General features: G+C 63.4%; 17 protein-coding genes and 1 tRNA gene. 9 read left to right on the top strand and 9 right to left on the bottom strand.

All coding sequences use genetic code 11. The features are described from left to right. Position 1 precedes the first annotated feature (1 nt). The gene (pyk, locus tag FBY36_RS17600; RefSeq protein WP_142121488.1) at positions 2 to 1,498 is read left to right on the top strand and encodes a pyruvate kinase; all 1,497 of its coding nucleotides are present in this window, start codon (positions 2 to 4) and stop codon (positions 1,496 to 1,498) included. A gap of 70 nt (positions 1,499 to 1,568) precedes the next feature. Here pyk and FBY36_RS17605 read toward each other — a convergent pair whose 3' ends face one another. Then, on the bottom strand, positions 1,569 to 2,174 hold the full coding sequence (locus tag FBY36_RS17605) for an ANTAR domain-containing response regulator (RefSeq protein ID WP_009358190.1): 606 nt from the start codon (positions 2,172 to 2,174) through the stop codon (positions 1,569 to 1,571). Between the two features lie 199 nt (positions 2,175 to 2,373). On the opposite strand from FBY36_RS17605, the gene FBY36_RS17610 reads away from it, so the two are divergent. After that, positions 2,374 to 2,455, top strand: a tRNA-Leu gene (locus tag FBY36_RS17610). Between the two features lie 525 nt (positions 2,456 to 2,980). Here FBY36_RS17610 and FBY36_RS17615 read toward each other — a convergent pair. Continuing rightward, positions 2,981 to 3,847, bottom strand: coding sequence for a GntR family transcriptional regulator (locus FBY36_RS17615; RefSeq protein ID WP_235008884.1), 867 nt, complete (start codon positions 3,845 to 3,847; stop codon positions 2,981 to 2,983). Between the two features lie 267 nt (positions 3,848 to 4,114). Between FBY36_RS17615 and FBY36_RS17620 the strand changes: the two genes are divergently transcribed. From FBY36_RS17620 to FBY36_RS17635, 4 genes are all read left to right on the top strand, one after another. Then, on the top strand, positions 4,115 to 5,380 hold the full coding sequence (locus tag FBY36_RS17620) for a RuBisCO large subunit C-terminal-like domain-containing protein (protein ID WP_142121490.1): 1,266 nt from the start codon (positions 4,115 to 4,117) through the stop codon (positions 5,378 to 5,380). Between the two features lies 1 nt (position 5,381). Further along, positions 5,382 to 6,680, top strand: a complete 1,299-nt coding sequence (locus tag FBY36_RS17625) for a four-carbon acid sugar kinase family protein (protein WP_142121492.1) — start codon at positions 5,382 to 5,384, stop codon at positions 6,678 to 6,680. A gap of 52 nt (positions 6,681 to 6,732) precedes the next feature. Beyond that, the gene (locus FBY36_RS17630; protein ID WP_142121494.1) at positions 6,733 to 7,776 is read left to right on the top strand and encodes a zinc-dependent alcohol dehydrogenase; all 1,044 of its coding nucleotides are present in this window, start codon (positions 6,733 to 6,735) and stop codon (positions 7,774 to 7,776) included. A 74-nt stretch (positions 7,777 to 7,850) separates the two neighbouring features. Continuing rightward, the gene (locus FBY36_RS17635) at positions 7,851 to 8,888 is read left to right on the top strand and encodes a 2-keto-3-deoxygluconate permease (protein WP_142121496.1); all 1,038 of its coding nucleotides are present in this window, start codon (positions 7,851 to 7,853) and stop codon (positions 8,886 to 8,888) included. A gap of 553 nt (positions 8,889 to 9,441) precedes the next feature. Here the strand turns inward: FBY36_RS17635 and FBY36_RS17645 are convergent. The 4 genes from FBY36_RS17645 to FBY36_RS20925 all read right to left on the bottom strand — a co-directional run bounded on the left by FBY36_RS17645 (position 9,442) and on the right by FBY36_RS20925 (position 16,272). Beyond that, positions 9,442 to 10,155, bottom strand: coding sequence for a hypothetical protein (locus FBY36_RS17645; RefSeq protein ID WP_142121500.1), 714 nt, complete (start codon positions 10,153 to 10,155; stop codon positions 9,442 to 9,444). Positions 10,156 to 10,602: 447 nt separating this feature from the next. Beyond that, the gene (locus tag FBY36_RS17650; RefSeq protein WP_142121502.1) at positions 10,603 to 11,526 is read right to left on the bottom strand and encodes a phosphotransferase family protein; all 924 of its coding nucleotides are present in this window, start codon (positions 11,524 to 11,526) and stop codon (positions 10,603 to 10,605) included. A 230-nt stretch (positions 11,527 to 11,756) separates the two neighbouring features. Next, complete coding sequence (locus FBY36_RS21035) at positions 11,757 to 11,894, bottom strand: Lrp/AsnC ligand binding domain-containing protein (RefSeq protein ID WP_142122700.1); 138 nt, start codon at positions 11,892 to 11,894, stop codon at positions 11,757 to 11,759. A gap of 1,969 nt (positions 11,895 to 13,863) precedes the next feature. Further along, positions 13,864 to 16,272 (bottom strand): alpha/beta fold hydrolase, encoded by a 2,409-nt coding sequence (locus FBY36_RS20925; RefSeq protein ID WP_142121504.1) that lies wholly within the window; start codon positions 16,270 to 16,272, stop codon positions 13,864 to 13,866. 69 nt (positions 16,273 to 16,341) lie between these two features. Between FBY36_RS20925 and FBY36_RS17675 the strand changes: the two genes are divergently transcribed. Together FBY36_RS17675 and FBY36_RS17680 are read left to right on the top strand one after the other, a co-directional pair. Further along, complete coding sequence (locus FBY36_RS17675; protein ID WP_142121506.1) at positions 16,342 to 16,974, top strand: TetR/AcrR family transcriptional regulator; 633 nt, start codon at positions 16,342 to 16,344, stop codon at positions 16,972 to 16,974. Positions 16,975 to 16,998: 24 nt separating this feature from the next. Then, positions 16,999 to 17,853 carry a 3-hydroxyacyl-CoA dehydrogenase gene (locus FBY36_RS17680; protein WP_142121508.1) on the top strand — a complete coding sequence of 285 codons (855 nt, stop codon included), beginning with the start codon at positions 16,999 to 17,001 and terminating at the stop codon, positions 17,851 to 17,853. A gap of 11 nt (positions 17,854 to 17,864) precedes the next feature. Here FBY36_RS17680 and FBY36_RS17685 read toward each other — a convergent pair whose 3' ends face one another. Together FBY36_RS17685 and FBY36_RS17690 are read right to left on the bottom strand one after the other, a co-directional pair. Then, entirely contained in the window at positions 17,865 to 18,092 is a 228-nt protein-coding gene (locus tag FBY36_RS17685) for a VOC family protein (protein ID WP_160141904.1), read from the bottom strand. A 1,091-nt stretch (positions 18,093 to 19,183) separates the two neighbouring features. After that, entirely contained in the window at positions 19,184 to 20,008 is an 825-nt protein-coding gene (locus FBY36_RS17690; protein WP_142121509.1) for an alpha/beta fold hydrolase, read from the bottom strand. Between the two features lie 761 nt (positions 20,009 to 20,769). Between FBY36_RS17690 and FBY36_RS21165 the strand changes: the two genes are divergently transcribed. Continuing rightward, complete coding sequence (locus tag FBY36_RS21165) at positions 20,770 to 20,895, top strand: IS3 family transposase (protein ID WP_442858264.1); 126 nt, start codon at positions 20,770 to 20,772, stop codon at positions 20,893 to 20,895. A 70-nt stretch (positions 20,896 to 20,965) separates the two neighbouring features. Here FBY36_RS21165 and FBY36_RS17700 read toward each other — a convergent pair whose 3' ends face one another. Continuing rightward, positions 20,966 to 22,363 (bottom strand): MFS transporter, encoded by a 1,398-nt coding sequence (locus tag FBY36_RS17700; protein WP_142121513.1) that lies wholly within the window; start codon positions 22,361 to 22,363, stop codon positions 20,966 to 20,968. Positions 22,364 to 22,577: the final 214 nt, after the last annotated feature.

The following is a 22,577-nucleotide window of genomic DNA, read 5'->3' on the forward strand; positions in this document are numbered from 1 at the left end:
TATGAGACGCGCAAAAATTGTGGCTACGTTTGGCCCGGCAATTGCCAGCTACGAAAACACCCTCGCGGTGCTGGAAGCCGGCGTTGACGTGGCCCGCATGAACATGAGCCACGGCGACTACACCGTGCATGACAACACCTATGAGAACGTCCGCAAGGCAGCAGCGGACCTTGGCAAGGCCGTCGCCATCATGGCCGACCTGCAGGGCCCCAAGATCCGCCTGGGCCGCTTCGTGGATGGCCCGCACGCGCTGGCCGTCGGTGACATCTTCACCATCACCACGGAGGACGTTCCCGGTACCCAGGAAATCTGCTCCACCACCCTGAAGAGCCTCACCGAGGACGTCAAGGTGGGCGACGCCCTGCTGATCGACGACGGCAAGGTGGCACTGCGCGCCATCGAGGTCGACGACGTCAAGGTTGTCACTACGGTGACAGTGGGCGGCATGGTGTCCAACAACAAGGGCATCAACCTTCCCGGCGTGGCCGTGAACGTCCCCGCCCTGAGCGAAAAGGATGAGGACGACCTCCGCTGGGCCATGCGCCGCGGTGTTGACCTGGTGGCCCTGTCCTTCGTGCGTGACGCCTCCGACATCACGCGCGTGCACGAGATCATGGACGAGGAAGGCCGCCGCGTGCCGGTCATCGCCAAGATCGAAAAGCCGCAGGCCGTTGAGCAGCTGCCCGAAATCATTGACGCGTTCGACGCCATCATGGTGGCCCGTGGCGACCTTGGCGTAGAGCTTCCGCTGGAGGAAGTGCCGATCGTCCAGAAGCGTGCCATCGAGCTGGCCCGCCGCTGGGCCAAGCCTGTCATCGTGGCAACCCAGGTCCTGGAATCCATGATCGACAACCCGCGCCCCACCCGCGCCGAGGCCTCCGACTGCGCCAACGCCGTGCTCGACGGTGCGGACGCCGTCATGCTGTCCGGTGAGACCAGCGTGGGCAAGTACCCGATCGAAACCGTCAAGACCATGGCCCGGATCATCGAATCCACCGAGGTCCACGGCCTCGAGCGCGTCCCCCCGCTGGGCACCAAGCCCAGGACCCGCGGCGGCGCCATCACCCGTGCCGCCGTCGAAATTGCCGACCAGCTGGACGCCAAGTACATCTGTGCGTTCACCCAGTCCGGCGACTCGGCCCGCCGCCTTTCCCGCCTGCGTCCCATCAAGCCGGTCTTCGCCTTCACCCCCGTGGAGCAGGTCTGGAACCAGCTGGCGTTGACCTGGGGCATCCAGCCGGTACTGGTCCAGATGGTGGACCACACCGATGCGATGACCGCGCAGGTGGACCGCAGCCTGGAGGAAATGGGCCTGGTGCAGGACGGTGACCTGGTGGTTATCGCCGCCGGTTCGCCTCCCGGAAAGGCCGGCTCCACGAACTCTCTTAAGGTGCACAAGGTGGGCGACCTCGCGGACTCCACTTATGCAGGTGAAGTCACCAGCAACAAGGAAAAGCTCGGGCCCTGGCCGGAAAAGAAAAAGAAGGTTCAGGACTAGCCTTCAGAACAAGAAAGGGAGGACCCCCACCGGTTGGTGGGGATCCTCCCTTTCTTTGTTGCACTGTGGCTTAGTTGACCTGGTTGATGATGGTTTCGGCGACCTCGCGCATGCTGAGGCGGCGGTCCATGGAGGTCTTCTGGATCCAGCGGAAGGCCTCGGGTTCGGTCAGGCCCATCTTGGTGGTCAGCAGGCTCTTGGCGCGTTCGACGAGCTTGCGGGTGGCGAACTGTTCCTGAAGGTCGGACACCTCGCTCTCGAGGGCCTTGATTTCCTCGTGGCGGGAGAGTGCGATCTCCAGCGCCGGGATGAGGTCTGCGGGGGTGAACGGCTTCACCACGTATGCCATTGCACCGGCGTCGCGGGCGCGCTCCACCAGTTCCTTCTGGCTGAAGGCGGTCAGCAGCACCACAGGAGCGATGCGGGCCTTGACGATCTTCTCGGCCGCGGAGATGCCGTCCATGACGGGCATCTTGACGTCCATGAGGACCAGGTCCGGCTTGAGTTCCTCGGCGAGCTGGACGGCCTTCTCGCCGTTGTCCGCCTCACCCACAACGTCATAGCCTTCGCCGCGCAGGATCTCGATGATGTCGAGGCGGATGAGGGTTTCATCCTCTGCCACAATGACGCGGCGCGCCGGCTGGGACGTGGGCTTGGACTCCGTCTGTTCAGTCACGGGATCTCCTTGAAAAGGTACGGCGGGACATCACTATCTTAGGTGCCACCGCGGCTGTACTTGGCTTGCAGGGTTTGTTTGCGGCGACGGCGGCGCGATTCTGGAATTCAGCCTATCTGCATGTAGAGTAATTCCGCGTACGTGAAGCGATCGCGTTGCTCACAGTCAGCTGTGGGCGTAGTTCCTTCCCGTATTCCGCGCCCGAGTGGCGGAATTGGCAGACGCGCCGCACTCAAAATGCGGTATCGAAAGGTGTGTGGGTTCGAGTCCCACCTCGGGCACAGTGTTTCCGCAGGTCAAGGGCCTGTTGGTCCCGGTAGTGTTGACAAAGCTTGACATTTTCCCGCTTCGGGTGTCAGCCCGACATTGTTAAGTAGCATCCGGCCGCCCCGTGTAGGGCTGCATGCTGCCGCCGACTCTGCAACGTGCCGTAGCTTTCTGGCTGCCGGTCCGATGTGTGGTGCATGACTAGGCTTTCTGGAGGCGATAGAGGTCGCTGGCACAAGGGCCGTGTTGCGACACGCTTGCAGGCACCTCAAGCGCAGACCGTCGTTGCGTCTGAGCTGCATTCGGTCCCGGGTGCACTGGACCTTCGCGTCGACGACGCGCAGAAGACTGGCACCGAGAACGAAGCGCGCGTTTAAGCCGGCGCCCCAAGAGTCTCGAAACCGCGCTAATTAGTACACTCGGGCGCGAGGCGCGGCAAGTCTCCCACAACTTTGTTTGTTCGCCAGCTGCGCTCCCGCGGGGTGTTGGGTTTCAACGTTTCCGCAAAGAGGTGTCTCTCTGCCACGGCATCGTAGCCTTTAGTGTGCCCCTCGCTCAAGATCCGCTAGTTCAGATTCAAGTTGCTGGGTCAGGGTCCGAAGACGACGGATGTGCTGTTGGGAGACACCTCCGGGCTGGGTTGTGACTTGTGCGTCGACATCGAAAACGGTGTTAGGGCTGTGCCAGACGTTGAACCACTCGAGGCCATGGCCGAGAGCGTCGCGGGTAACGCCCTGGAGCAGCAGGAGTGGTTCGCGCGTCTTGATGTTGAGCTTCCCGGCCAGGTCGGCATCCGATGAGACTGCCTGTACTTGGCGGGGTCCGCCGGCGGGGTGGTAGCCGTGGTCGCGCATCAGGTTTAGGAGTGATGCGTTTTCGAGCAGTTCTGCGGTGAAGTGCGGGAAGAAGTCTCGCGGTACCCAGGTTCGCATGAAGGCCACGGGAAGGTCATCGAGGTATCTTACCCGCTCGATCTTCCAGGTGTTCGGGGTGTAGAGGGCCTCCATACCGGCCCGGGGTGGCTCGGATGGTTCTACGCTGAGGACGTGGGTGCGCAGGCGCTGGCCGTGTGCTGCCGCTTGTTCGTCCAGACCGCCCGCGCGCTGAACGTGCCGGCGGAGGACTGGTGTTGCGGCCACGACGCTCCCGCGGCCGCGCTGGCGGCGAATCAGGCCCAGGTCGGCGAGGCCGGACAACGCTTGGCGTACCACGCTGCGGGAGACGCCGAACTGCCTCGTCAGCTCATCCTCGGTAGGGATTGAAGAGCCTGGGGAAAGTCCCATATCAACGATTTGCCGGTGCAGGATGTCCCGGATTTGGGCGTGGAGAGGACCTCCGTCTTCCCGGTTCAGAGGGCTGGTGCGTCCCGCCTGCTCTGCCGCTGTTACTGCTGGTTCCAAACTCACGTTGACTCCTCTGCCCTGTTCAAATCTTAGCCCCTGACGTACTTCCTCTTGGCCGAGCGGTAACGATGCGTGGTCTTGACGTGACCCGCACCACCTATTGTACGTGTCAAAGGTACGTACAACTTCGGGCCTTGGGATCACAGGAGATGCCATCGACCCGAAGTGCGAGTCACCTGCTTGAGCCCGCATCGGCGCGTGAGCGAAGTGAAAGTACCTGCAGGTGACAGTCGGATACGTGAGTTTCAAAACCCCCGAATTGGAGACCCCATGCGCGACCCGCGCTCGGTGCGTTGCACCTACTATCTAGAGTCCGAGATTGACCCCGCGAAGGCCGCAGCCATCATGGCGGGCGAGCAGTCCAGCGGCACCTTCCTGCCGGTCCCCGGCGAATCGGCCCGGATCCGGGAACGGCACGCCGCCCGGATATCTGATGTTCAGGAGCTTGGTTTTTGCCGTCCTTCCTTGCCCTCACGGGCGAACCCGGAGAAGGTCCGTGCTGCATTGGTGACTGTTGATTTCCCGATGGAGAACGTCGGAACGGACCTGGCGACCTTGCAGACCGCCATCGCCGGCAACCTCTTCGAGCTCGGCGACCTGTATGCCTGCCGGCTCCAAAACATGGAGCTGCCGGAGGACTTCATCGCCGCCCACCCCGGTCCGGCCTTCGGCATCGAGGGGACACGCAGACTCATCAGCGATGTCCAGGGCGTCATGGTCGGCACCATCGTCAAACCCAACGTCGGGCTCTCCGAAGAAGAGTTCCGTCTGGTCGTCCGGGATCTGGCGATGGCGTCCATCGACCTGATCAAGGACGACGAGCTCATGACTGATCCGGCGTACCTGCCGCTGGAACGCCGGGTCGCAGTCGCTACCGAAGAGATCCGGGCCGCCGCGCAGGTCACGGGCCACTCCACCATGTATGCCTTCAACATCACCGGTGACCTCGCCGGCCTGCAGAAGCGCCACGACTTGGTTGTTCAAGCCGGCGGCACGTGCGTGATGCTGAACATTCCCGTGATGGGCCTGCCGGCTCTTGCCTTGTTGCGCAGCTTCGCCGAGGTACCGATCCACGGCCACCGCGCCGGCCTCGCCGCCTCCATGCGATCCAAGGCCCTGGGCATGGACTACCGGGTCTGGCAGCAAATGGCCCGCCTTGCCGGCGCCGACCACCTGCACGCCAGCGGACTCGGCAGCAAGTTCTACGAACTCGACGACGAAGTCGCGGCCAACATCCGCAGCCTGCTCGAACCCCTCGGACAGACCATTGCAGCGCTGCCTGTTTTGTCCTCAGGGCAAAATGTCGCCACTCCCGGCCCCACATTCCACGCGGTCGGTTCCACGGACCTGATGATGCTCGCCGGCGGTGGGGTAGCCGCCCACCCGGACGGTCCCGGGGCCGGGGTGCGGAGCCTGCGCCAGGCGTGGGAAGCAGCAGTGGAAGGAGTGCCTCTGCAGTCGGCAGCGGACAAACTCGCTCAAACGGGGGACGATGCTCTCCTGCACGCTGTCCAGACCTTCGGGAAAGGTGCCTGAGATGCCAGCTTTCGGTTTCGTCGCAGACGACCTCACTGGAGCCGCCGACGTTCTGGCCCAGTCCCACCGCTACGGCCTGGAAGCTGCCCTGGTCATCGGGGACGCTCCACTGCCCACGGACACCGACGTCGTCGGGTTCGCAGGACCGGCCCGCTCCATGTCCGGAATAGCGTTCGACAACCTGGTCATCAGGGACCTCGCCGGGATTGCTGCCCTGAACCTGGACGTGCTGCTGTACAAGGTCTGCTCCACCTTCGACAGCTCGGTCACTGTCGGGAGCATCGGCCGCGGGATCCAGCTGCTCCATCAGCAATTCCCCCTGCACGGCCCCATTCCCGTGGCGCCCGCCCAGCCGGGCTTCGGCCGGTACACCGCCTTCAGCAATCACTATGCCAACTACGCCGGCAAAACCTACCGGCTGGACCGCCACCCGGTCATGTCCCGGCACCCGTCCACCCCCATGGCCGAGGCGGACCTACGCCAGGTCCTGGCCGAACAGCTCGGCGGCACCCAGGTGCCCGGGGCGATCCACCTGCCCGCCTATGAGGACGGCACCTTCAAGGACGCCTGGGCGGAGCGGCGCCGGGACCTCGGGGCACAGGCCTTTGTCGTCGATGCCGTGGACGAACACCAGATGGACGCCGTCGCAGAAGCACTCACGCGGGAAGAACACGGTCACGGTCCATCGATCGTGGTCGGATCCGGCGGCATCATGGCAGCCCTGGCACGGTCCATCTCCGACCAGGCTCCGCGCACACCCCGCCCGCAGCGCCCGTCCGGACCGGTTCTGGCTGTCAGCGCTTCCGCGTCCAGCACCACGGCCGAACAACTCAACGACGCCATCGGCAATGGCTGGGAGGACGTTCCCGTGCCTGCCGAACTGCTGCAGCGCGATGACGCCACCCTCGTGGCCGCCCTCGATGAACGCGTTTCCGCGGCCCTCCGGGCAGGCAGGAACGTCGTCGTTCACACAACCCGCGGCGCGGCGGACCCCCGCTACGGCGCCAGCAAACCGGTGGACGCCGGCTACGTCGGCACACTGATCGGCGGCATCGCTGCCACGATGGCCACAGCCGGGCTCACCCGTGACATCGCCGTCTGCGGCGGCGATACCTCCAGCCACGCACTCATCGCCATGGGCGTACGCCAACTGCGCGTTTCTGACCAGTTCGTCACAGCCGGCCCCATCCTGAAAGCCGACGGCGCCTCCGCCGTCGGAGGGTGCAGGCTCCTGCTCAAGGGCGGACAGGTAGGACCCACCGACATCCTGCGCCGCTTCGCCGGCCAGCTCCCCAGCTGACACCCCCCACACAAATCCTCCACGCATCAAGAACCAACGAAAGGCGGCCCCCATGCGGGCAGTAGTTAAGAACGCAGCAGAGCGAGGCGTCACCTACGTCACCGACGCCGGTGACCCCAAGGCAACAGAAGGCTCCGTCGTCATCGAAGTCGGCGCCGCGTCCCTGTGCGGCACCGACCGCGAACTCTACGAATGGACCCCATCGGCCCAGGCGTTCAACCTCAACCTCCCGGTCACCCTCGGGCACGAAGGCGCAGGAACCATCGTCGAGGTCGGTCCCGGCGTTACCGGGCTGCAGGTCGGCGACCAGGTCGCCCTCGAAAGCCACCTGACCTGCGGCCAGTGCTTCCCCTGCCGCACCGGAGACGCGCACACGTGTGAACGTACCGGGATCCTGGGCATGCACATTGACGGCGTCTTCGCCGAGTACGCCGCCGTGCCGCAGGACATCTGCGTCAAGCTCCCCACCGGCCTGTCCCTCGAATCCGGCGCGTTGCTCGAGGCAGCCGGCGTGGCCGTGCACGCCATCCAGCGCGCCAACTACTCCGTCGCTGGCCGGGCCGTGCTCGTCAGCGGCGCAGGTCCGGTCGGGCTCGTCGTCGTGAACCTGGCACTGCTCATGGGCGCCTCCCATGTCATCGCCGTCGACCCCAACCCCTACCGGAGGGCCCAAGCCGAAAAGCTCGGCGCGACCGCCTTGCGCCCCAACGACGGCATCATCGAACGCTGCCGCGAACTCACCGGCCGCCGCGGCGGCTTCGACGTCGGCTTCGAATGCTCCGGAGCCCCCGGCACCCTGACCACTCTCTTCGAAGCCGTCCGCCGCGAAGCCACCGTCATCACCGTCGGACACCCCAGCCGCCCCGCCGAAGTCGACATCGCCGCCTACATCAACAAAAAGGGCATCACCCTTCGCGGCATCTTCGGCCGCAGGCTCTGGGAAACCTGGGAACAAAGCCTGCTGCTGCTGGACTCCGGCCGGCTTGAGCTCGACTGGCTCATCACCCACCGCAAGAAGCTCAGCGAGATCGACGAAGCCGTCGAGCTTCTCACCGGAGACGCCTGCAAAGTCCTGCTCATCCCTGGCCTCGGCTAACCCAACCCAACCGCGGAACTGACGCTCGGACCCGTGCAGTTCCCAACCACTCAGCTATTCAATAGGAGAAATCAATGTCGATTCCCATCAAGAAAGCTCTGGAGAAGGTCCCCGGCGGCATGATGCTGGTGCCCCTGGGCATCGGTGCCGTCATCCACACCCTGGCCCCGGACGCCGGTAAATTCTTCGGATCCTTCACAGGAGCCTTCTTCACCGGCCTGGCGCCACTGCTGGCCGTGTTCTTCGTCTGCCTCGGCGCCACACTCGAGGTCAAATCAACGCCCTATATCCTTAAAAAAGGCGGGGTACTCCTCGGCTCCAAAATCCTTTTCGCCATCCTGATCGGCGTCATCGCCGGCCGCTTCCTCGGCGAGGCCCCCATCGAAACCGGGATCCTCGCTGGCCTGTCCACCCTCGCACTCGTCGCGGCCCTGAACGACACCAACGGCGGGCTCTACATCTCCCTGATGGGACAGTTCGGCCGCAAACGCGACGCCGGAGCCTACTCCATCCTGTCCCTGGAATCCGGGCCCTTCCTGACCATGGTCACCCTCGGCATCGCCGGCCTCGCTGCCTTTCCTTGGCAGGCACTCGTCGGCGCCATCCTCCCGCTGGCACTGGGCATGCTCCTCGGAAACCTGGACAAGAACATGCGGAACCTCCTGGCCCCACTGGTACCGGCGATGGTGCCATTCCTCGGCCTGGCCCTCGGCCTGACCATCAACCTCAACGCCGTCGTCGAAGCAGGACTGCTCGGCATCGGCCTCGGCCTGTTCGTGGTCTTCGTCGGCGGCGCAGTGCTGCTCCTCGCCGACAAACTCACCGGCGGTGACGGCGTGGCAGGCCTCGCCGCAGCAACCACAGCCGGCAACGCAGCCCTCGTCCCCGCGATCATCGCCACGGCCAACCCCGTCTACGCGCCGGCCGCGGAACATGCCACCGTCCTCGTGGCAGCATCAGTTGTCGTCTCCGCTGTACTCTGCCCGATCGTGACCTCAGCATGGGCAAAGCGGCTGCAGAAAATGGCCCGTCTCCAGGACAACGAAGAAAACGCCCCCGAGCAGGAGGCACCAGCCCTCAAGCATGCAGGTAGTACCCCAGAACTGACCTAGCAGTACTAAAGGAAAAGGGCCGGGCGTGCACAATGCACGCCCCGCCCATCCTTATATACGCGGACCTGGTGGACGGAAACGCCAAATCCACCGGAAGGAACACCATGAATGCAGACACTCAGCTAGTGAAAGTCCCATCCCCTAGCCCGCAAAGTCGCCTACTCAGCTATCACAACTGGATTCACCTGAACCCGGGCGACAGAGTGATCGTGAAACGAACCGGATGTGCACCCGAACATGGCACGGTGGATGACGTCGGCGAAGACGCCTCATACTTTTGGGTCTGGATTGACGGCCAAGGCAGAACTCTGATCTTCCACGGAGACGGATCGGTCATTCACAAACTCCTCCACTAGCCTCAGCCGACATAACTAATAAGAGACATAGGCGTCTCGAAACCCTAGGGTTTCGAGGCGCATCGGTTGGTGCAGGTGGGCCTTTCACAGCGAAAAATAGGCACCTGGACGTTACTGCGCGAGGACCATGGCCCTGCACATCTGTCATCACGATGGGCTCAGGCCGCGCCTTTCCGATAGGACCTCAAAATTTGGCTCTAGAGGTCGTGTGGACAAATTTCAGTGCCGGCCAGTTCAGGCTTTCCCTGTCCGTATGAGGGGTCGTCGTCGTTTACTGCCCAGATGACACCGCCCCCTGGGCAGGGCATAACATCGAACACTCTGCCATGGAGGTGCGCCCGCAGATGGTGCCCGTCATCCTCGACTACTTCCCAGCGGGCCGCCGGCAACGTTGCGCGATAGTGCTGCAACACATCGACGTCTCCTGAGAGCTTGAACCAGCGGGTACAGCCGCCCACACCACTCATGCCGCCGCCGTTGAATTGGCCGATGTGGCTGATGGAGTCGAACACCTGCTGGGCCTCACGATCTGCGGCGGCCATGGGCTCATCCGTGCCCTCGATCACGCATTGTGGAGATGAAACGTATTGCTTCTCAAACCGCTGTCCCAGCGCCAGGGGCGTGACAGCGAACATCCCGACCAGCATGAGGACAGGAATGGCCGCGGCCGTCCGCCGCATCCATCGTCTTGTCGAGAGCATGAAACCGATGACCGCAAAGACCGCGACCAGAAGGAGCGCCAATCTGGAGGGCCCGGCCGTCAACCCCCATATGAGTCCGCCAAACGCGGTGCCGGTGACATCGCCGTACACCCTCATGAATCCGTAATGAACCAGCACGCCCAGCAGCGCCAGTCCTGTCCCAATGACGAGCAGCACCGCGGCAGTGACGGATCGGCCGGTCACGGGCATGGCTCATGGTAGGTTCCGCCCGACCAAATGTCCCCAGGTTTTTCGGCAGTGTAAGCAGTGACTGGAAACAGAAGAAAAAAAGGTTTGGGGTGGCTGGAGTCAGCGGTTCGTTTCGCAGGACCGCCAATTATCTGCATCTAAGTCCAAGCAGTAGGGATCTTGGCCATCACCAGTGCCCCTTATTGGCCGCTTGATCCCACCACCGCATGTTCGAGACGGCTCACATCCCAAGGGTTGTGAGACGCGCCTGATGCTCCAGTTGGGGACCTTCACAGCACCGACGCGGACGCGCGGACATCCGCTTCGAACCGGCCAGGACACTGGAGGCGGTCCCGGAGCGCCCAAATGACCTGTCCGGTTTATCGCCCTTGCAGGTCATCGACTATGCCCCGGGCGGAATCGGGAGCGCGCCTTACGCCGCGTACCAAGCACCGACGCAGCTCACTGTCACACAAGCAGCGCCTCGAGCTCCGGAAGTCGGCCGAACATGTCGGGAAGGCCGCGCACCCCGTTGCACACGGACTCGTGCGACAGCGCGAGGTCAGGGCCGGTGCTCGCCTCGACACCGGCGAGGCACCGGAGGATGTTCAACCTCATGTGCCCCAGCCAGCCGCCGATCATGAACACAAACCAGCTTGGACCTGACGGCGGCAGCGCTCCGCCCCCCGCGACATAGCCGTCGAGAACCGAGCGGAAAATGGCGGGCTTGATGTCGTCGAAGCCAGGTCCCTTCGCGAGGCTCAGCGCGGTCGAGCCGAGCTCACTGGACAGGTCGAGCATCCCCGAGAGCTCCCAGTCGAGCACCACCGGCCGACCCTCTCGAGCGAGCAGATTCCATGGGTGGATGTCCCTGTGGGTCAGCACGACGGGGCCTGGCCGTTCGCAGGTGTCGACGAAGTGGGCAATCGCGAGGAACGTCTCGACGTGAGAGGCGAGTTCGTCGGCCCACGGCTGTCCGGTCGCCGCTGCCCGCATTGCGAGCTCGGACCAGTCCCGTGACGTCTGGTCCTCGATCGACACAGGGGTCCACGCGACGTCGAGCGCGTGGATGCGCGCGAGGATCTCGCCGATCTCAAACGCGTACGCTGCCGTCACCGGCGCTTCGGGTACCTTCTCGCCTTCGACCCATCGGTGAATGAGTGTGTGGTGGCTGGCCGAGATCGGCTCTGGCATCGGAATGCCGGCAGCGAAGGCCGCCCGCTCAAACCGGAACACGTCCTCGACGCGGTAGGTCCAGCGGCGGTCGAGGAGGTTCAACTCCTTCACCGCGAACGACCCCTGGTCGGTGTCGAGCCGGTACATCCGGTTGGCGAACCCGCCGTGGACGCGAATCATCGACCCGACCGGCGCGCCGAGATGCGAAAGGTTCACGCAGTCATTCTAGAAGATTGCAATTCACCGATGCACCGATCTTTCCCGCCATGCATGCGCACGATCAGCGCCACGCCGACGAACGGCTACAGCCCTACCACTTACCAAACACGCCTTAGCCCGATTCGGTGTCTCGAATCCTCTGCGCCTCGAAACCCTAGGGTTTCGAGGCGTAGGGGTTTCGAGACACCAATCGGATGAAGGTGGGTTCTCCTTTGTATGTCTTAGTTTCAGGAGCTGCTTTTGATGAGTTTCATGGTGGTGTGGGAGACGACGCGGTGGACGTCGGGTAGGGGGTACATCTTGTCGGCTTGGAAGCGTTCGTAAGCGTTGCTGTCTTCGACCTCGACGCGGATGAGGTAGTCGATGGCGCCGTAGACTCAGGCCAAGGAACGACAGGCCGCCGTCGACCTCCTTGCCATCACAGATGATGCCCAGCCTCTGCTGGTCTTGGGCACCGGCTCCTACATTGGAGAAGGCTTTGACTGCCCCAAACTAGATACCCTGTTCCTCGCGGCGCCTGTGTCGTTCAAGGGCAGATTGGTACAGTACGTCGGCCGGGTAATCCGGCCGTACCCAGGGAAAACTGTGTCGACCGTTCACGACTACTACGACGAATCAAGACCCGTACTCGCCGCGTCCCTGAATAAGCGGGCCTGGGTTATGTCTCGCTCGGGTTCCCTGATCCGCGCAAGCCCATAAGCAGATGACATCGTCCCTAAAACCTTACGGTGTAGTGTCTGCGTTGCCGCTGCCGCTCGGAAGGTTTCGCCGGGAGGACACCTCCGGGCAGGCGAATCGGCCAACGCCAATGAGTCACCTGATCCCGCTTAGTATCATCGAACTATGGACATGCACCCCCAGGTCTCGGAAGATGGCGGACGACGTCCGGGTGCGCCTGCCCCCAAGACGCGCACCACCGAGTCGGCGCAATGTGGCCAACCTGCCCCTTCGCACGTCCAAGGTCATCGGCACAGGCAAGAGATCAGCGCGGGCTTGGACTTCGTGATGAGCCATGACGCCAATCTGCTCAAGCGCCTTGAGGATGTCTGAGGTCCCGACCTACGTGCATCGCCATGGATGGCAGCTCCCGCTAGCCGACCCAGTAGGTTTAACGACGTGACCGCCTTTGATCCCTTGACGAATTCCCAACCCCAGCCTGGTAGGAATCAGCCGCGAGGAAACTATGGGGAGCGATTTGGCATCCTTGCCAGGTACTCCGGTGTCTGCGGTGTCTGCGGCGCTTCTTGGAGCCCCGGGGACAGGATCTTCAAGTTACCAAAGTCCCGCCGTTCTACTCAAAACCCGTGGGTCTGCCGAAGCTGTCGCTACCCAGAGAACCGTTCCGAGCCAACACTTGAGGATGTATTCGTTAAACTGAACCACCGCAACCACACCGGCCGTACACCGGGGCTCAACCGGCACGACGTCCAACACTTGCTCGCTCTGCACAGATCTCCAGACGGAGAAGCCGCCCTTACCTTGGATGATCTGCCAGCGATGCACAAGCTCCGGAGAGCGCACGACGAACGAGTTTCGGCAAACCTCAATCGCGCTGAACTCATGGATCTCCTGGAAGGCTTTGTCCGGAACGGCCTGATTATGCGTGTCGGGCGGAGTTGCTACTACTGCATCCCGTCGAAACGCAGGGTGGCGGACTCCTAGGCCGTCGCAGTCGTTTTCGCTCCCCACGATCATGAATCATCCGCCAGCGCTTTCGCGGGTCGGTCCTGCGCTGTATGAGCGTGTGGACAATGTCAACAGCTTCTGTCTCGGACTGCGTCATACAAACCCCGGAATCCTTCGGATTCCGCATGTTCTCACCGGTTCCCAGTGTTCACAAGGGCTGGAATGCAGTTCGAGTCCCACCTCGGGCACAAGGCTTTCCCTCGTCAGAGGCGATTTTGCTTTGACGTGCTGACCAAGCCAGTGGTGGCGTCTCTCTGGCGGGTTGGTTCGCGGGTTGTGGTCTGGCTGCCGCGGAGGCCTGTTCAGGTGTGTGGGGTGGCGGGTTCAGGACCCTGGCTGGTGGGCCTTCCGCTTCCTGTTTACTGGGTTCTTGCGTTTCCTCGTTTCGGTTCTGTCGGGTGGGCCGGTATTGGCCTACACCTATTCATGTGCCGGGGGAGCCCGGGACAACATGACTGTTCCGGACCTGCTCTAGGCGCCGCCGCATGCCGCCCTGGAGGACCGCTGGAAAGGATGGCCTGCGTCTTTTGTCCTATCAAAGAGGGTGTGTACAGTGTCCACACCTATACAGACCGGGCTGGATTTTTTTGGAGCGGTGCCGACGTCGGACGTGGCGCCCGAAGTCCTTGCCGACGTCGAGAAGCGCCCTTAGATGCTTGCCGCCTGACGGTCTACGGAGACCCTCGTGAGGAAGTCCTCGACTACGGCCGCGAACTCGTCAGGCCGTTCGATCTGCGGCATGTGTCCGGTCTTGGCGAAGACGTGCGACTCGGCGCGGGGCAGCGCCGCGGCGGCCGCTTCAAGGTGGCCGAACGGCAGGATGTGGTCGTGGTCGCCCCACACCACCAGCGCCGGAACGTCGGACTTGGCGAGCGCCCCGATCAGCTCGGTCCGCCACTCGGACCGGACACCGGAGATCGTTCCCAGGTCGCGGGCGACGTCGACCAGCGTCCGGCGGTGCGCCTCCCGTTGCGACAGGGCGAGCGCGTGGCCGATGCGGTCGTCCGTGACCAGCGTTTTGTTATAGAAGAGCGACTGGACGGTCCGGCGTGATGCTTTTTCATGGGGCCGCAGGAGCAGGGCCGCGAGCGGGCGGACCGCAAGGAGGCGAAGGACCAGTGCCACTTCCTTGCCGAATCCGGCGCTGTTGGCCAGCACGAGTGCGGAGACGCGGACCGGATGGTCGGCGGCCAGCTTCATGGCCACGGCACCGCCGAGCGAGTTGCCCATCACGGGCAGCGGCCCGGAAACCCCGACGGCGTCCAGGAAGGCCGGCAGGATCCCGGCCAGCTTCGCGAGCGTCGTCGTGCCGGGGAGCCGTTCGGAGTACGCGAAGCCGGGAAGGTCGACGCTGTAGACCGTGTGGCGGTCCGAGAGCCGCTCGTGCTGTTCGTTCCAGTCCTCAAGGCTCTGGCCGATGCCGTGCAGCAGCAGGACCGGTTCCCCGCTGCCGGTCTTCCGGTAGCGCAGGCGTGTCCCCGCGACGGTGACATGGCCCGTTCCCGGCAGCGCGAGGGGATCCCGGGCCGGGGCCGCGGGTTGCCGGACGGTTTCCCGCACCGGCTGCCCGCGCTGGCCGAACCGGACGTGGTCGGTCAGCCTGCCGGCCCGGAGCAGGGCGAAGTCGCGGAAGTAGTTTTGGTGCAGCCGCCACGGCGAGCCTGCGCCCTGCCGGGGCAACTGGTCGGCGCCGCGGAAAATGTAACCGGCCTTCAGGTCGATCAGCGAGGACAGCGTGCCGTTGGCGACGTCGGCGGGTGCCACGGGTACCACCCACTGGAGGTTCCGGCGGTCGAGCTGCTTGATCAGCCTGCAGATGTAGCCGGCCACCAGGTCCGCCTTCAGGGTCCAGGACGCGTTGGTGTACCCGATGGTGAGGGCGAAATTCGGGACCCCCTCCAGCATCATGCCTTTGTAGGTGAGGGTTCTGCCGATGTCCACGGGCTCGCCGTCGACGGAGAGCTTCATGCCGCCGATCACCAGCAGGTTCAGTCCCGTGGCCGTGACAATGACGTCGGCGGGCAGCGATGTGCCGGATGCCAGGTCAATCCCGTCCGGGGTGATCCGGGAGATCGTGTCGGTCACGATCTCGGCAGTGCCGGCGCTGATGGCCCGGTACAGGTCCCCGTTGGGGATCGCGCAGACCCGCTGGTCCCACGGCTGGTACGACGGGGCCAGGTGCGTGTCCACCGGGAAGCCCGCCGGCAGTTTGGCTACTGCCGACTTGCGCAGGATCGCCTTCATCGTCTCGGGCCGCCGTCGGCTGAGCTGGTAGGTGAACATGGAGAAGAGAATGTTCTTGGAGCGTACGACGTCGTACGCCAGTTGCGCGGGCAGCTTGCCTCGGAGGCGGTCGGCCAGGTGGTCCCGCGCGGGCACGGGGGCGATGTAGGTGGGGGAGCGCTGCAGCATCGTCACCTTGGCGGCCGACTTTGCCATGGACGGCACCAGCGTCACGGCTGTGGCGCCGCTGCCGATGACCACCACCTGCTTTCCCTCATAATCGAGGTCGGCCGGCCAGTGCTGCGGGTGGACGATCGTTCCGGCAAAGGTGTCGGCCCCGTCGATGGCCGGGGCGAAGCCCTCGTCATAGCGGTAGTAGCCGGAACAGACGGATAGGAACGAGCAGGTGAAGGTGACCTGCTCGGGGGAGGAGGCGGTGTCGCCGGACCGGAACTCGCCGCCGGAGGTGTGGACCGCCGTCACGGTCCACAGTGCGGTCTCGCTTGACCATGCGGCGGAAATGACCCGGGTGTTCAGCCGGATCCGCGGCGCCAGCCCCTCGTCGGCGACAGTTGCCTCGATGTACTCGCGGATGGACTCGCCGTCCGCGATCGCCTTGGCGCCCGCCCAGGGCCGGAAGGAGTAGCCAAGCGTGTACATGTCGCTGTCGGACCGGATCCCGGGGTACCGGAACAGGTCCCAGGTCCCCCCGACGGCGTTCCGCGACTCCAGTACGGTGAAGGTTTTTCCGGGTACCTCGCGCTTCAGCCGGCTGGCGAAACCCACGCCGCTCAGCCCGGCGCCGACAATCAACACATCTACGTGCTCGCTCATGCTGCCAAGTTATCGACTTAATGTTGAGATAGTCAACACCGTGTTGAGAACCGGGGCTAGGATGGGCGCATGGCTCAAAGAGGAAGACGCAGCGCGAGGGTTTCGGGCGATGAGCGGCAGGACGCAATCCTGGTCACCGCGGAGGCCCTCCTGGCCAGCCGTACCTTTGATGACGTCTCCATCGAGGATCTGGCCCGGGGTGCCGGCATTTCGCGCCCCACGTTCTACTTCTACTTCCCCTCGAAAGATGCCGTGCTGCTGGCCCTGCTGGACCGGGTTATCACCGAGGTCGAGCATCGGGTGGGGCACCTGCCGCGCGATTTCGAGAGCGACCCCGCGGGTGCGTGGACCCGTTCCATCGGAATGTTCGTTGAGGTGTTTGTCTCGCACCGCGGTGTGTCGACCGCCGCCATCGGGGCGCGCGCCCGCAATGACGAGGTGCGCGGGCGGTGGTCCAAATCCATGCAGTCCTGGGTCGACTTCTCAAGCGACGTCATCCGTGCCGAGCAGGCCCGCGGGGCCGCGCCTGCGGGCATCGACGCGCACGACCTCGCGGTGAGCCTGAACCTGATGAACGAACGGGTCATTACTGCTGTCCTCAACCGGGAGAGTCCCGCCATCGCGGAGACCGCCGCCCTGGACGTCCTGGCAACCATCTGGATCCGCAGTATTTACGGGTCCGACAACCCAGGCAGCCGCTAAGGCCCGCGCCGAAAGGAAACCATAATGCCCTCCATCAAGACGCTCACCGTGCTCGGCACCGGAGTGCTCGGCGCCCAGATAGCCTTCCAAGCCGCATTCCACGGTTTCGCGGTCACCGCCTACGACGTCGACGAGGACGCGCTTGCCAAGGCGCGGGACCGTTTCACCCGCCTCGCCGGCATCTACCGGGCGCAGGTAGCCGGCGCCTCCGAGGGCAAGACCGAAGCAGCCCTGGCAAACCTCCGCCTCACCGCAGACCTCGGGGACGCCGTCGTCGACGCGGACCTTGTGATCGAAGCCGTTCCCGAGCTGCTGGAACTCAAACGCGACGTCTACCGCAAGCTCGCGGAGCTGGCGCCGGCCAAGGCCATCTTCGCGACCAACTCCTCCACCTTGCTGCCCAGTGACCTGAAAGACTTCACTGGACGCCCGGACCGCTTCCTCGCACTCCACTACGCCAACAACATCTGGGCGCAGAACATCGCCGAGGTCATGGGCACTGCGGAGACGGACCCGGCGGTGTACGCCGCTGTCGTCGACTTTGCCCGGAGCAGCGGACTGGAACCGATCGAGATCAAGAAGGAGAAGGCCGGCTACGTCCTGAACTCGCTGCTGGTTCCGCTGCTGAACGCGGCCGCCGGACTGCTGCTGCAGGGCGTCGCCGACCCGCACACCATTGACAAGACCTGGCGCATCGCCACGGGGGCCCCGAGCGGACCGTTCCAGATCTACGACGTCGTCGGCCTCACCACGGCGTACAACATCGCCTCGGCCTCGCCGGATGCCGGTTCCCAGGCGTTCGCCCAGTACCTGAAGGAGCACTACATCGACCAGGGCAAGCTGGGCGTCGCCTCGGGGGAGGGCTTCTACAAGTACTGAGCCGCTGACCCTTAGTGCTGCTGCACTTCTTCCCGTTCCACGTCTTGGACCGACCGGGAGAGCAGGCAGAACTCATTGCCCTCCGCATGGGGCAGCACCACCCAGCTGACGTCGGGCCCATCGCCGACGTCGGTGCGTTGTGCGCCGAGGGCGAGCAAGCGCTCCAGCTCCTCGGCGGTGGAGACGCTGTCGGCGCGCAGGTCGAAATGCAGCCGGTTCTTGACGGTCGGTGTACTCATGCAGTCACCGATATCGCTTTGTAGTCCTGTGGAAGTCCCTATCTGCTTACTACTCCTCTGGACGCCGGGGGAGGTGTCGGAGTGGATGCGGAATCGGCACCCATTCGTGAGCCGGGCACTTTCACGATGCCGGATGAACTATGGGATCGGACGCAGTCGGTTTCGGCCGTAATCGGGCCCTTGGCTGCCCGCACGGTCGTTGGCAGGGCAGCGGTTGATGCTGCCGCCGTGGCCTTGGGCGTATCGCGACGCCAGGTGAGCTCCCGTGGTTATAGGAGTTGTGCAGAGGGCTCCAGAGCACTGGTCGGTCGTTAGTCCCCTGCAATATGGTGCTTTTGGTCGCTACGCCTGTTCAAAGGAGGGAGGCATTGAACCTCGGACCGGATCAGGGTCGGATTACTGAGGATAGGCAGCTGACGAAGTCGGATCCGTCTGACTCAGACTTCTGGAACGTCGAGGGGTAAGCCCTGTCTTCGCCGTTTCCGATCTGCGGCGAACGAGCGATTGAGATTCCAGTACGACGGAACCCACAACACAAAATAGACGAGCACAGCTAGTGCCATCATTCCCAAAGGGATGAGAAAGGACGGCCCCGTAACCGTCGGGATGCTCGCCACGGTGACCATGAGGAGGACCAGCACTCCGAACAGTACTCGGGTCCGGATCAGTATGTCCCTTTGAAACCTGTCAAAAGCGTCCAGACTTGCCCTGCTGTACTTACCGGCGGCCGCTAACGCATCCGAATACACAATTCACCCGCACTCTCTTCGCATGGTTGTGTCTGCCCAAACTGCCAAGGTTCGTCGGCCGTTTCTTGGGGTCATCCGTCAAGTTCAGGCTGATGGTCTGGCACCGGCGCCAGCTCTCCGGAGGGTAGGTCGGCGAAGTCATACCAGACGCGGTCTGTGCCGTTGAGTGGTCGGTTCGCCGATTCCAAATCGGCAATCTCCGGCACTCCGAAGCGGAAGGCGATCTGACGCTCTCTGTCCCCGGTTGCGCACGGGAGGCTGAAACGGACGCGCGCCTTCCGGCTCAGCGAGACTGCGGTTGTCATATCGACCAGCCACGGGGGTTGAAGCTGGCGGGATCTGTTACATGTGGGTGTGGAGGTAGTGAAGAATCGCGCGCGCCGTTTCCTCCGGTGCGCTCATATGGGGGCAGTGCCCGGTGGCCTGGAGCTGCATCAGGGTGCTGTGTTCCAGGTTCTTGTGGAGGTAAGCGCCCACTTCGGGTGGGGCAAGCCTGTCGTCGGAGCATTGCAGAATTAGGCAGCTGGTGTGCAGCTTTCTCAGTTCCGGGCGGGAGTCGGAGAAGAAGGTCACTTCGGCGAAGTGCCGTGCGATGGCCGGATCTGTCCGGCAGAAGCTAGCGCTCAGGTCCTCCGCTAATTCCGGCTCTTGCGGGTTGCCCATGATTACGGGAGCCAGGGCCGCGGCCCAGGCGAAATAGTCGCTGTCCAGAGATGCCAGCAGGCCCTCGATGTCTTCCCGCGTAAACCCGCCAACGTATCCGTCGTATGGGTCATTGGTATGACGGGGTGAAGGAGCAAGCAGGATCAGGTGGGAAAACAGGGTTGGTTCCTGTGCGGCGGCGACCACAGCGATCATTGTGCTGACACTGTGTCCCACCAAGGTGACGTCCTGAAGTTCGAGGGCGGCGCAAATCTCCAGCAGGTCCGTCGCGTACCCATCCAGGGACGCGTACTTATCCCAGTCGTAGGCGCTGATGTCGGAGTGTCCTGCACCAACATGATCAAAAAGCACTAGCCGGTAGTGATCAACGAAGTAGGGGACCAGCTTTCGCCATACCGCTTGGTCGCAGCCAAAACCGTGGGCAAACATCAACACGGGCCCGTCATCCTGACCCAATACGGTGATATTGTTCCGGTCGATTACCGCAGTATCTGCTTTGATCACATTCTCCCTGACCCTCACGTAGGGTGGCGTCCTCTCCCAGACTATGCAGGGGAAGGAGAGAATCCTAGGGATCCTGCCACTGTGACCTTCAGGGGCGTCGATTCAGCTCAGGCGGTGCGGCTTACCTGATTCCTCGCTGAGCGACAATCGAGCTAGGGTGTGTCTCCTTATTGGCGTAGCCAGATGAGAACATAATAAAGGGCGACCCGGAGCGGTAGGTGACGGCGAGTTTGTCGTATCGGGTGGCGATGCTGCGCCATTGCTTGGTCCTTGCCCGCCCTATACCGGGGCGTGGGACCTTTGCGTCTATGACGTGCGGGAAACTTCCGTCCTGGTCCAATGATGAACGTCAGCGGCCGCCCTTTCCCGTCGCACGCAACTTCAGGTCCGCGCCGAACTCAAGGGCTGCGAACAGGGCACGACGGAGCCATGTCGGACCGTGCGGTATAAGACCGGCTCAGGACACCGGGCCTCACCCTCTGTACCAGGCGAGAATATTCATTCCATCGGGAAACCAGTCCGCTCGCGAGGAGTCCAGTCCATCGGGTAGCCGCATTCCTCTCTGGGAACCGAATGAGGGTTTAGGTTGCTTGGGCGACCAGAACGACCACCAGGTGCTCGGATCCGTGGTGATAATCGACGTCCCACGGTATGGGCGGGAAAATGTGTCGTCGACTCCTGGCGGAGACCTGCTGGACCGACGGCGGGGGATCGCCCAGGGTCCAGCGACGGAGAGGCGAGCAAGTGCGCGCGCAGAAAACATGCGATTTCCGATTACCGAGGCACTGGCAGCGCCAGTGCACAACCCGTACAACACCAAAAGAATCTCGACAAAACGCAAGGGCCTGAGCCCGGTGCAATACCGTACTCAGGCCCTTGCGGCTTAGGCTTTGGCCAGTCCAACTTTCGGCGACCAGTTCAATGCGGGGTGTGGCGTTTAAATGCGCTCTTAGCTCGTCACTTCAAGGTGCCAGGTTTGGCAGCGAGATCGCGCCCGGCCATGCCCGGGAAAGCAGTCGCGGCCGTGAGGACCGCCGTCTCCCGCGCACTCTGCTGCACCTCGTCGAGTTCCTTGAGCGTGTACTTTTTGGTCTCCTTGGCGGTAAGGGCTGAGATCCCAGCCAGGACCATGAACCCGAGCGCGACCATGGACGGGCCGACCCAGTCTTTCAGGTCGGGGCCAGCGAGTGCTGTCGATAGAACGGGGCCGATGACGCCCGAGATGGCGAAGCCGATCTGGGTGCCCAGGGCGAGTCCGGAGACGCGCAGCCGGCCGGGGAACATCTCTGCGAAGAACGAGGGCCAGGACGCGTTCACCATTGAGTAGAAAAGGGAGTAGTTGATGATGCCAAACAGGAAGATCAGCGACCAGTTGCCGGTCGTGATGGACCAGAGGTAGGGCACCATGGTGATGCCTACGCCGCCCGTTGCGATGAGGAACATCGTTTTGCGGCCGATCTTGTCCACAAGGAATCCTGCCAGTGGGGTGATTCCGAGGGCAATCACAGCCGAGACTGTGGTTGTCAGGAGCATGGTCGGCTTGTCCAGCTTGTATCCGGCGGTACCGAATGCCACCGAGAACGTTTGCATCATATAGCTCGTGCCCGCGATGAGCGCACAGAATACGATCCGCAGCACCGCGCGCCAGTGGAAGCGCAGAAGGTGCCTGAGGGGGGCGACGTTCACCTTGGCGGCCTGGACCTTTACGAACTCGGGCGGCTCCTGGATGTGGCGGCGGATCAGGTACGCGGCGACGACTACGACGGCGGAGGCCCAGAACGGAAGCCGCCAACCCCAGGTCAGCAACTGCTCCGAGGGCATAGCGGCGATCGGGATGAAGACCAGCAGTGTGAGCAGCGTGCCGGAGGAGGAGCCCAACGTGGTGAAGCTCGCGAGGAACCCGCGGCGGCCCTCGGAAGCATGCTCCAGGCTCATGGTGATGGCACTGGGCTGCTCTCCGGAAAGGCACAGTCCTTGGATGACGCGGATCAGCACGAGCAGGATCGGAGCCAGAGGACCGATCTGGGCGTACGTGGGCAGGCACCCGATCAGGAAGGTACAGCCGCCGATGCCGAACAGTGTGATCATCATGACGAATTTACGGCCACGGCGGTCACCCATCGGCCCCAAGATGAGTGAACCGAGGGGGCGTACCGCGTAACCGACTGCGAAGGTAATCATGGCGAGCAGCACGCTGATGCCCTGGGGTAGCTCGGGCGAGAAGAAGAGGACGTTCAGAATCAACGCGGACGAGGTGCCGTACACGGCGAAGTCGTAGTACTCCAGCGTTGTGCCGATCCAGGCCGCGACTGCGGCCCTGACCGGGGTCTTCTTCGGAAGTATGGTTTCAGTCATTTCGTCTCCGTTGGCGATGGGTGAACACCGGCTGCCGCTACACCTGGGCTCTCGGAGCGAGATCTCGAGTGGGATGTCCGGCTGGTCCTGCTGTGAGCTCTCTCGCAAGTCGTATTTACGGCTTTGCGGACTGGCCTCAGAAATCAAGTTAACGTTTGCGGTGTGGGTCACACAAAGTCCGCTTTTGTGTCCCTACATAGCGATTCGTTATGGC

It is taken from the genome of Arthrobacter sp. SLBN-122 (genome assembly GCF_006715165.1).
GTDB lineage: Bacteria > Actinomycetota > Actinomycetes > Actinomycetales > Micrococcaceae > Arthrobacter.

What these genes read in the sequence shown, in the direction of transcription:
- pyk (WP_142121488.1), top strand. Translation starts at nt 2, where the DNA reads ATGAGACGCGCAAAAATTGTGGCTACGTTTGGCCCGGCAATTGCCAGC.
- FBY36_RS17620 (WP_142121490.1), top strand. Translation starts at nt 4,115, where the DNA reads ATGCGCGACCCGCGCTCGGTGCGTTGCACCTACTATCTAGAGTCCGAG.
- FBY36_RS17625 (WP_142121492.1), top strand. Translation starts at nt 5,382, where the DNA reads ATGCCAGCTTTCGGTTTCGTCGCAGACGACCTCACTGGAGCCGCCGAC.
- FBY36_RS17630 (WP_142121494.1), top strand. Translation starts at nt 6,733, where the DNA reads ATGCGGGCAGTAGTTAAGAACGCAGCAGAGCGAGGCGTCACCTACGTC.
- FBY36_RS17635 (WP_142121496.1), top strand. Translation starts at nt 7,851, where the DNA reads ATGTCGATTCCCATCAAGAAAGCTCTGGAGAAGGTCCCCGGCGGCATG.
- FBY36_RS17645 (WP_142121500.1), bottom strand. Translation starts at nt 10,155, where the DNA reads ATGCCCGTGACCGGCCGATCCGTCACTGCCGCGGTGCTGCTCGTCATT.
- FBY36_RS20925 (WP_142121504.1), bottom strand. Translation starts at nt 16,272, where the DNA reads ATGAGCGAGCACGTAGATGTGTTGATTGTCGGCGCCGGGCTGAGCGGC.
- FBY36_RS17675 (WP_142121506.1), top strand. Translation starts at nt 16,342, where the DNA reads ATGGCTCAAAGAGGAAGACGCAGCGCGAGGGTTTCGGGCGATGAGCGG.
- FBY36_RS17680 (WP_142121508.1), top strand. Translation starts at nt 16,999, where the DNA reads ATGCCCTCCATCAAGACGCTCACCGTGCTCGGCACCGGAGTGCTCGGC.
- FBY36_RS17685 (WP_160141904.1), bottom strand. Translation starts at nt 18,092, where the DNA reads ATGAGTACACCGACCGTCAAGAACCGGCTGCATTTCGACCTGCGCGCC.
- FBY36_RS21165 (WP_442858264.1), top strand. Translation starts at nt 20,770, where the DNA reads ATGCGATTTCCGATTACCGAGGCACTGGCAGCGCCAGTGCACAACCCG.
- FBY36_RS17700 (WP_142121513.1), bottom strand. Translation starts at nt 22,363, where the DNA reads ATGACTGAAACCATACTTCCGAAGAAGACCCCGGTCAGGGCCGCAGTC.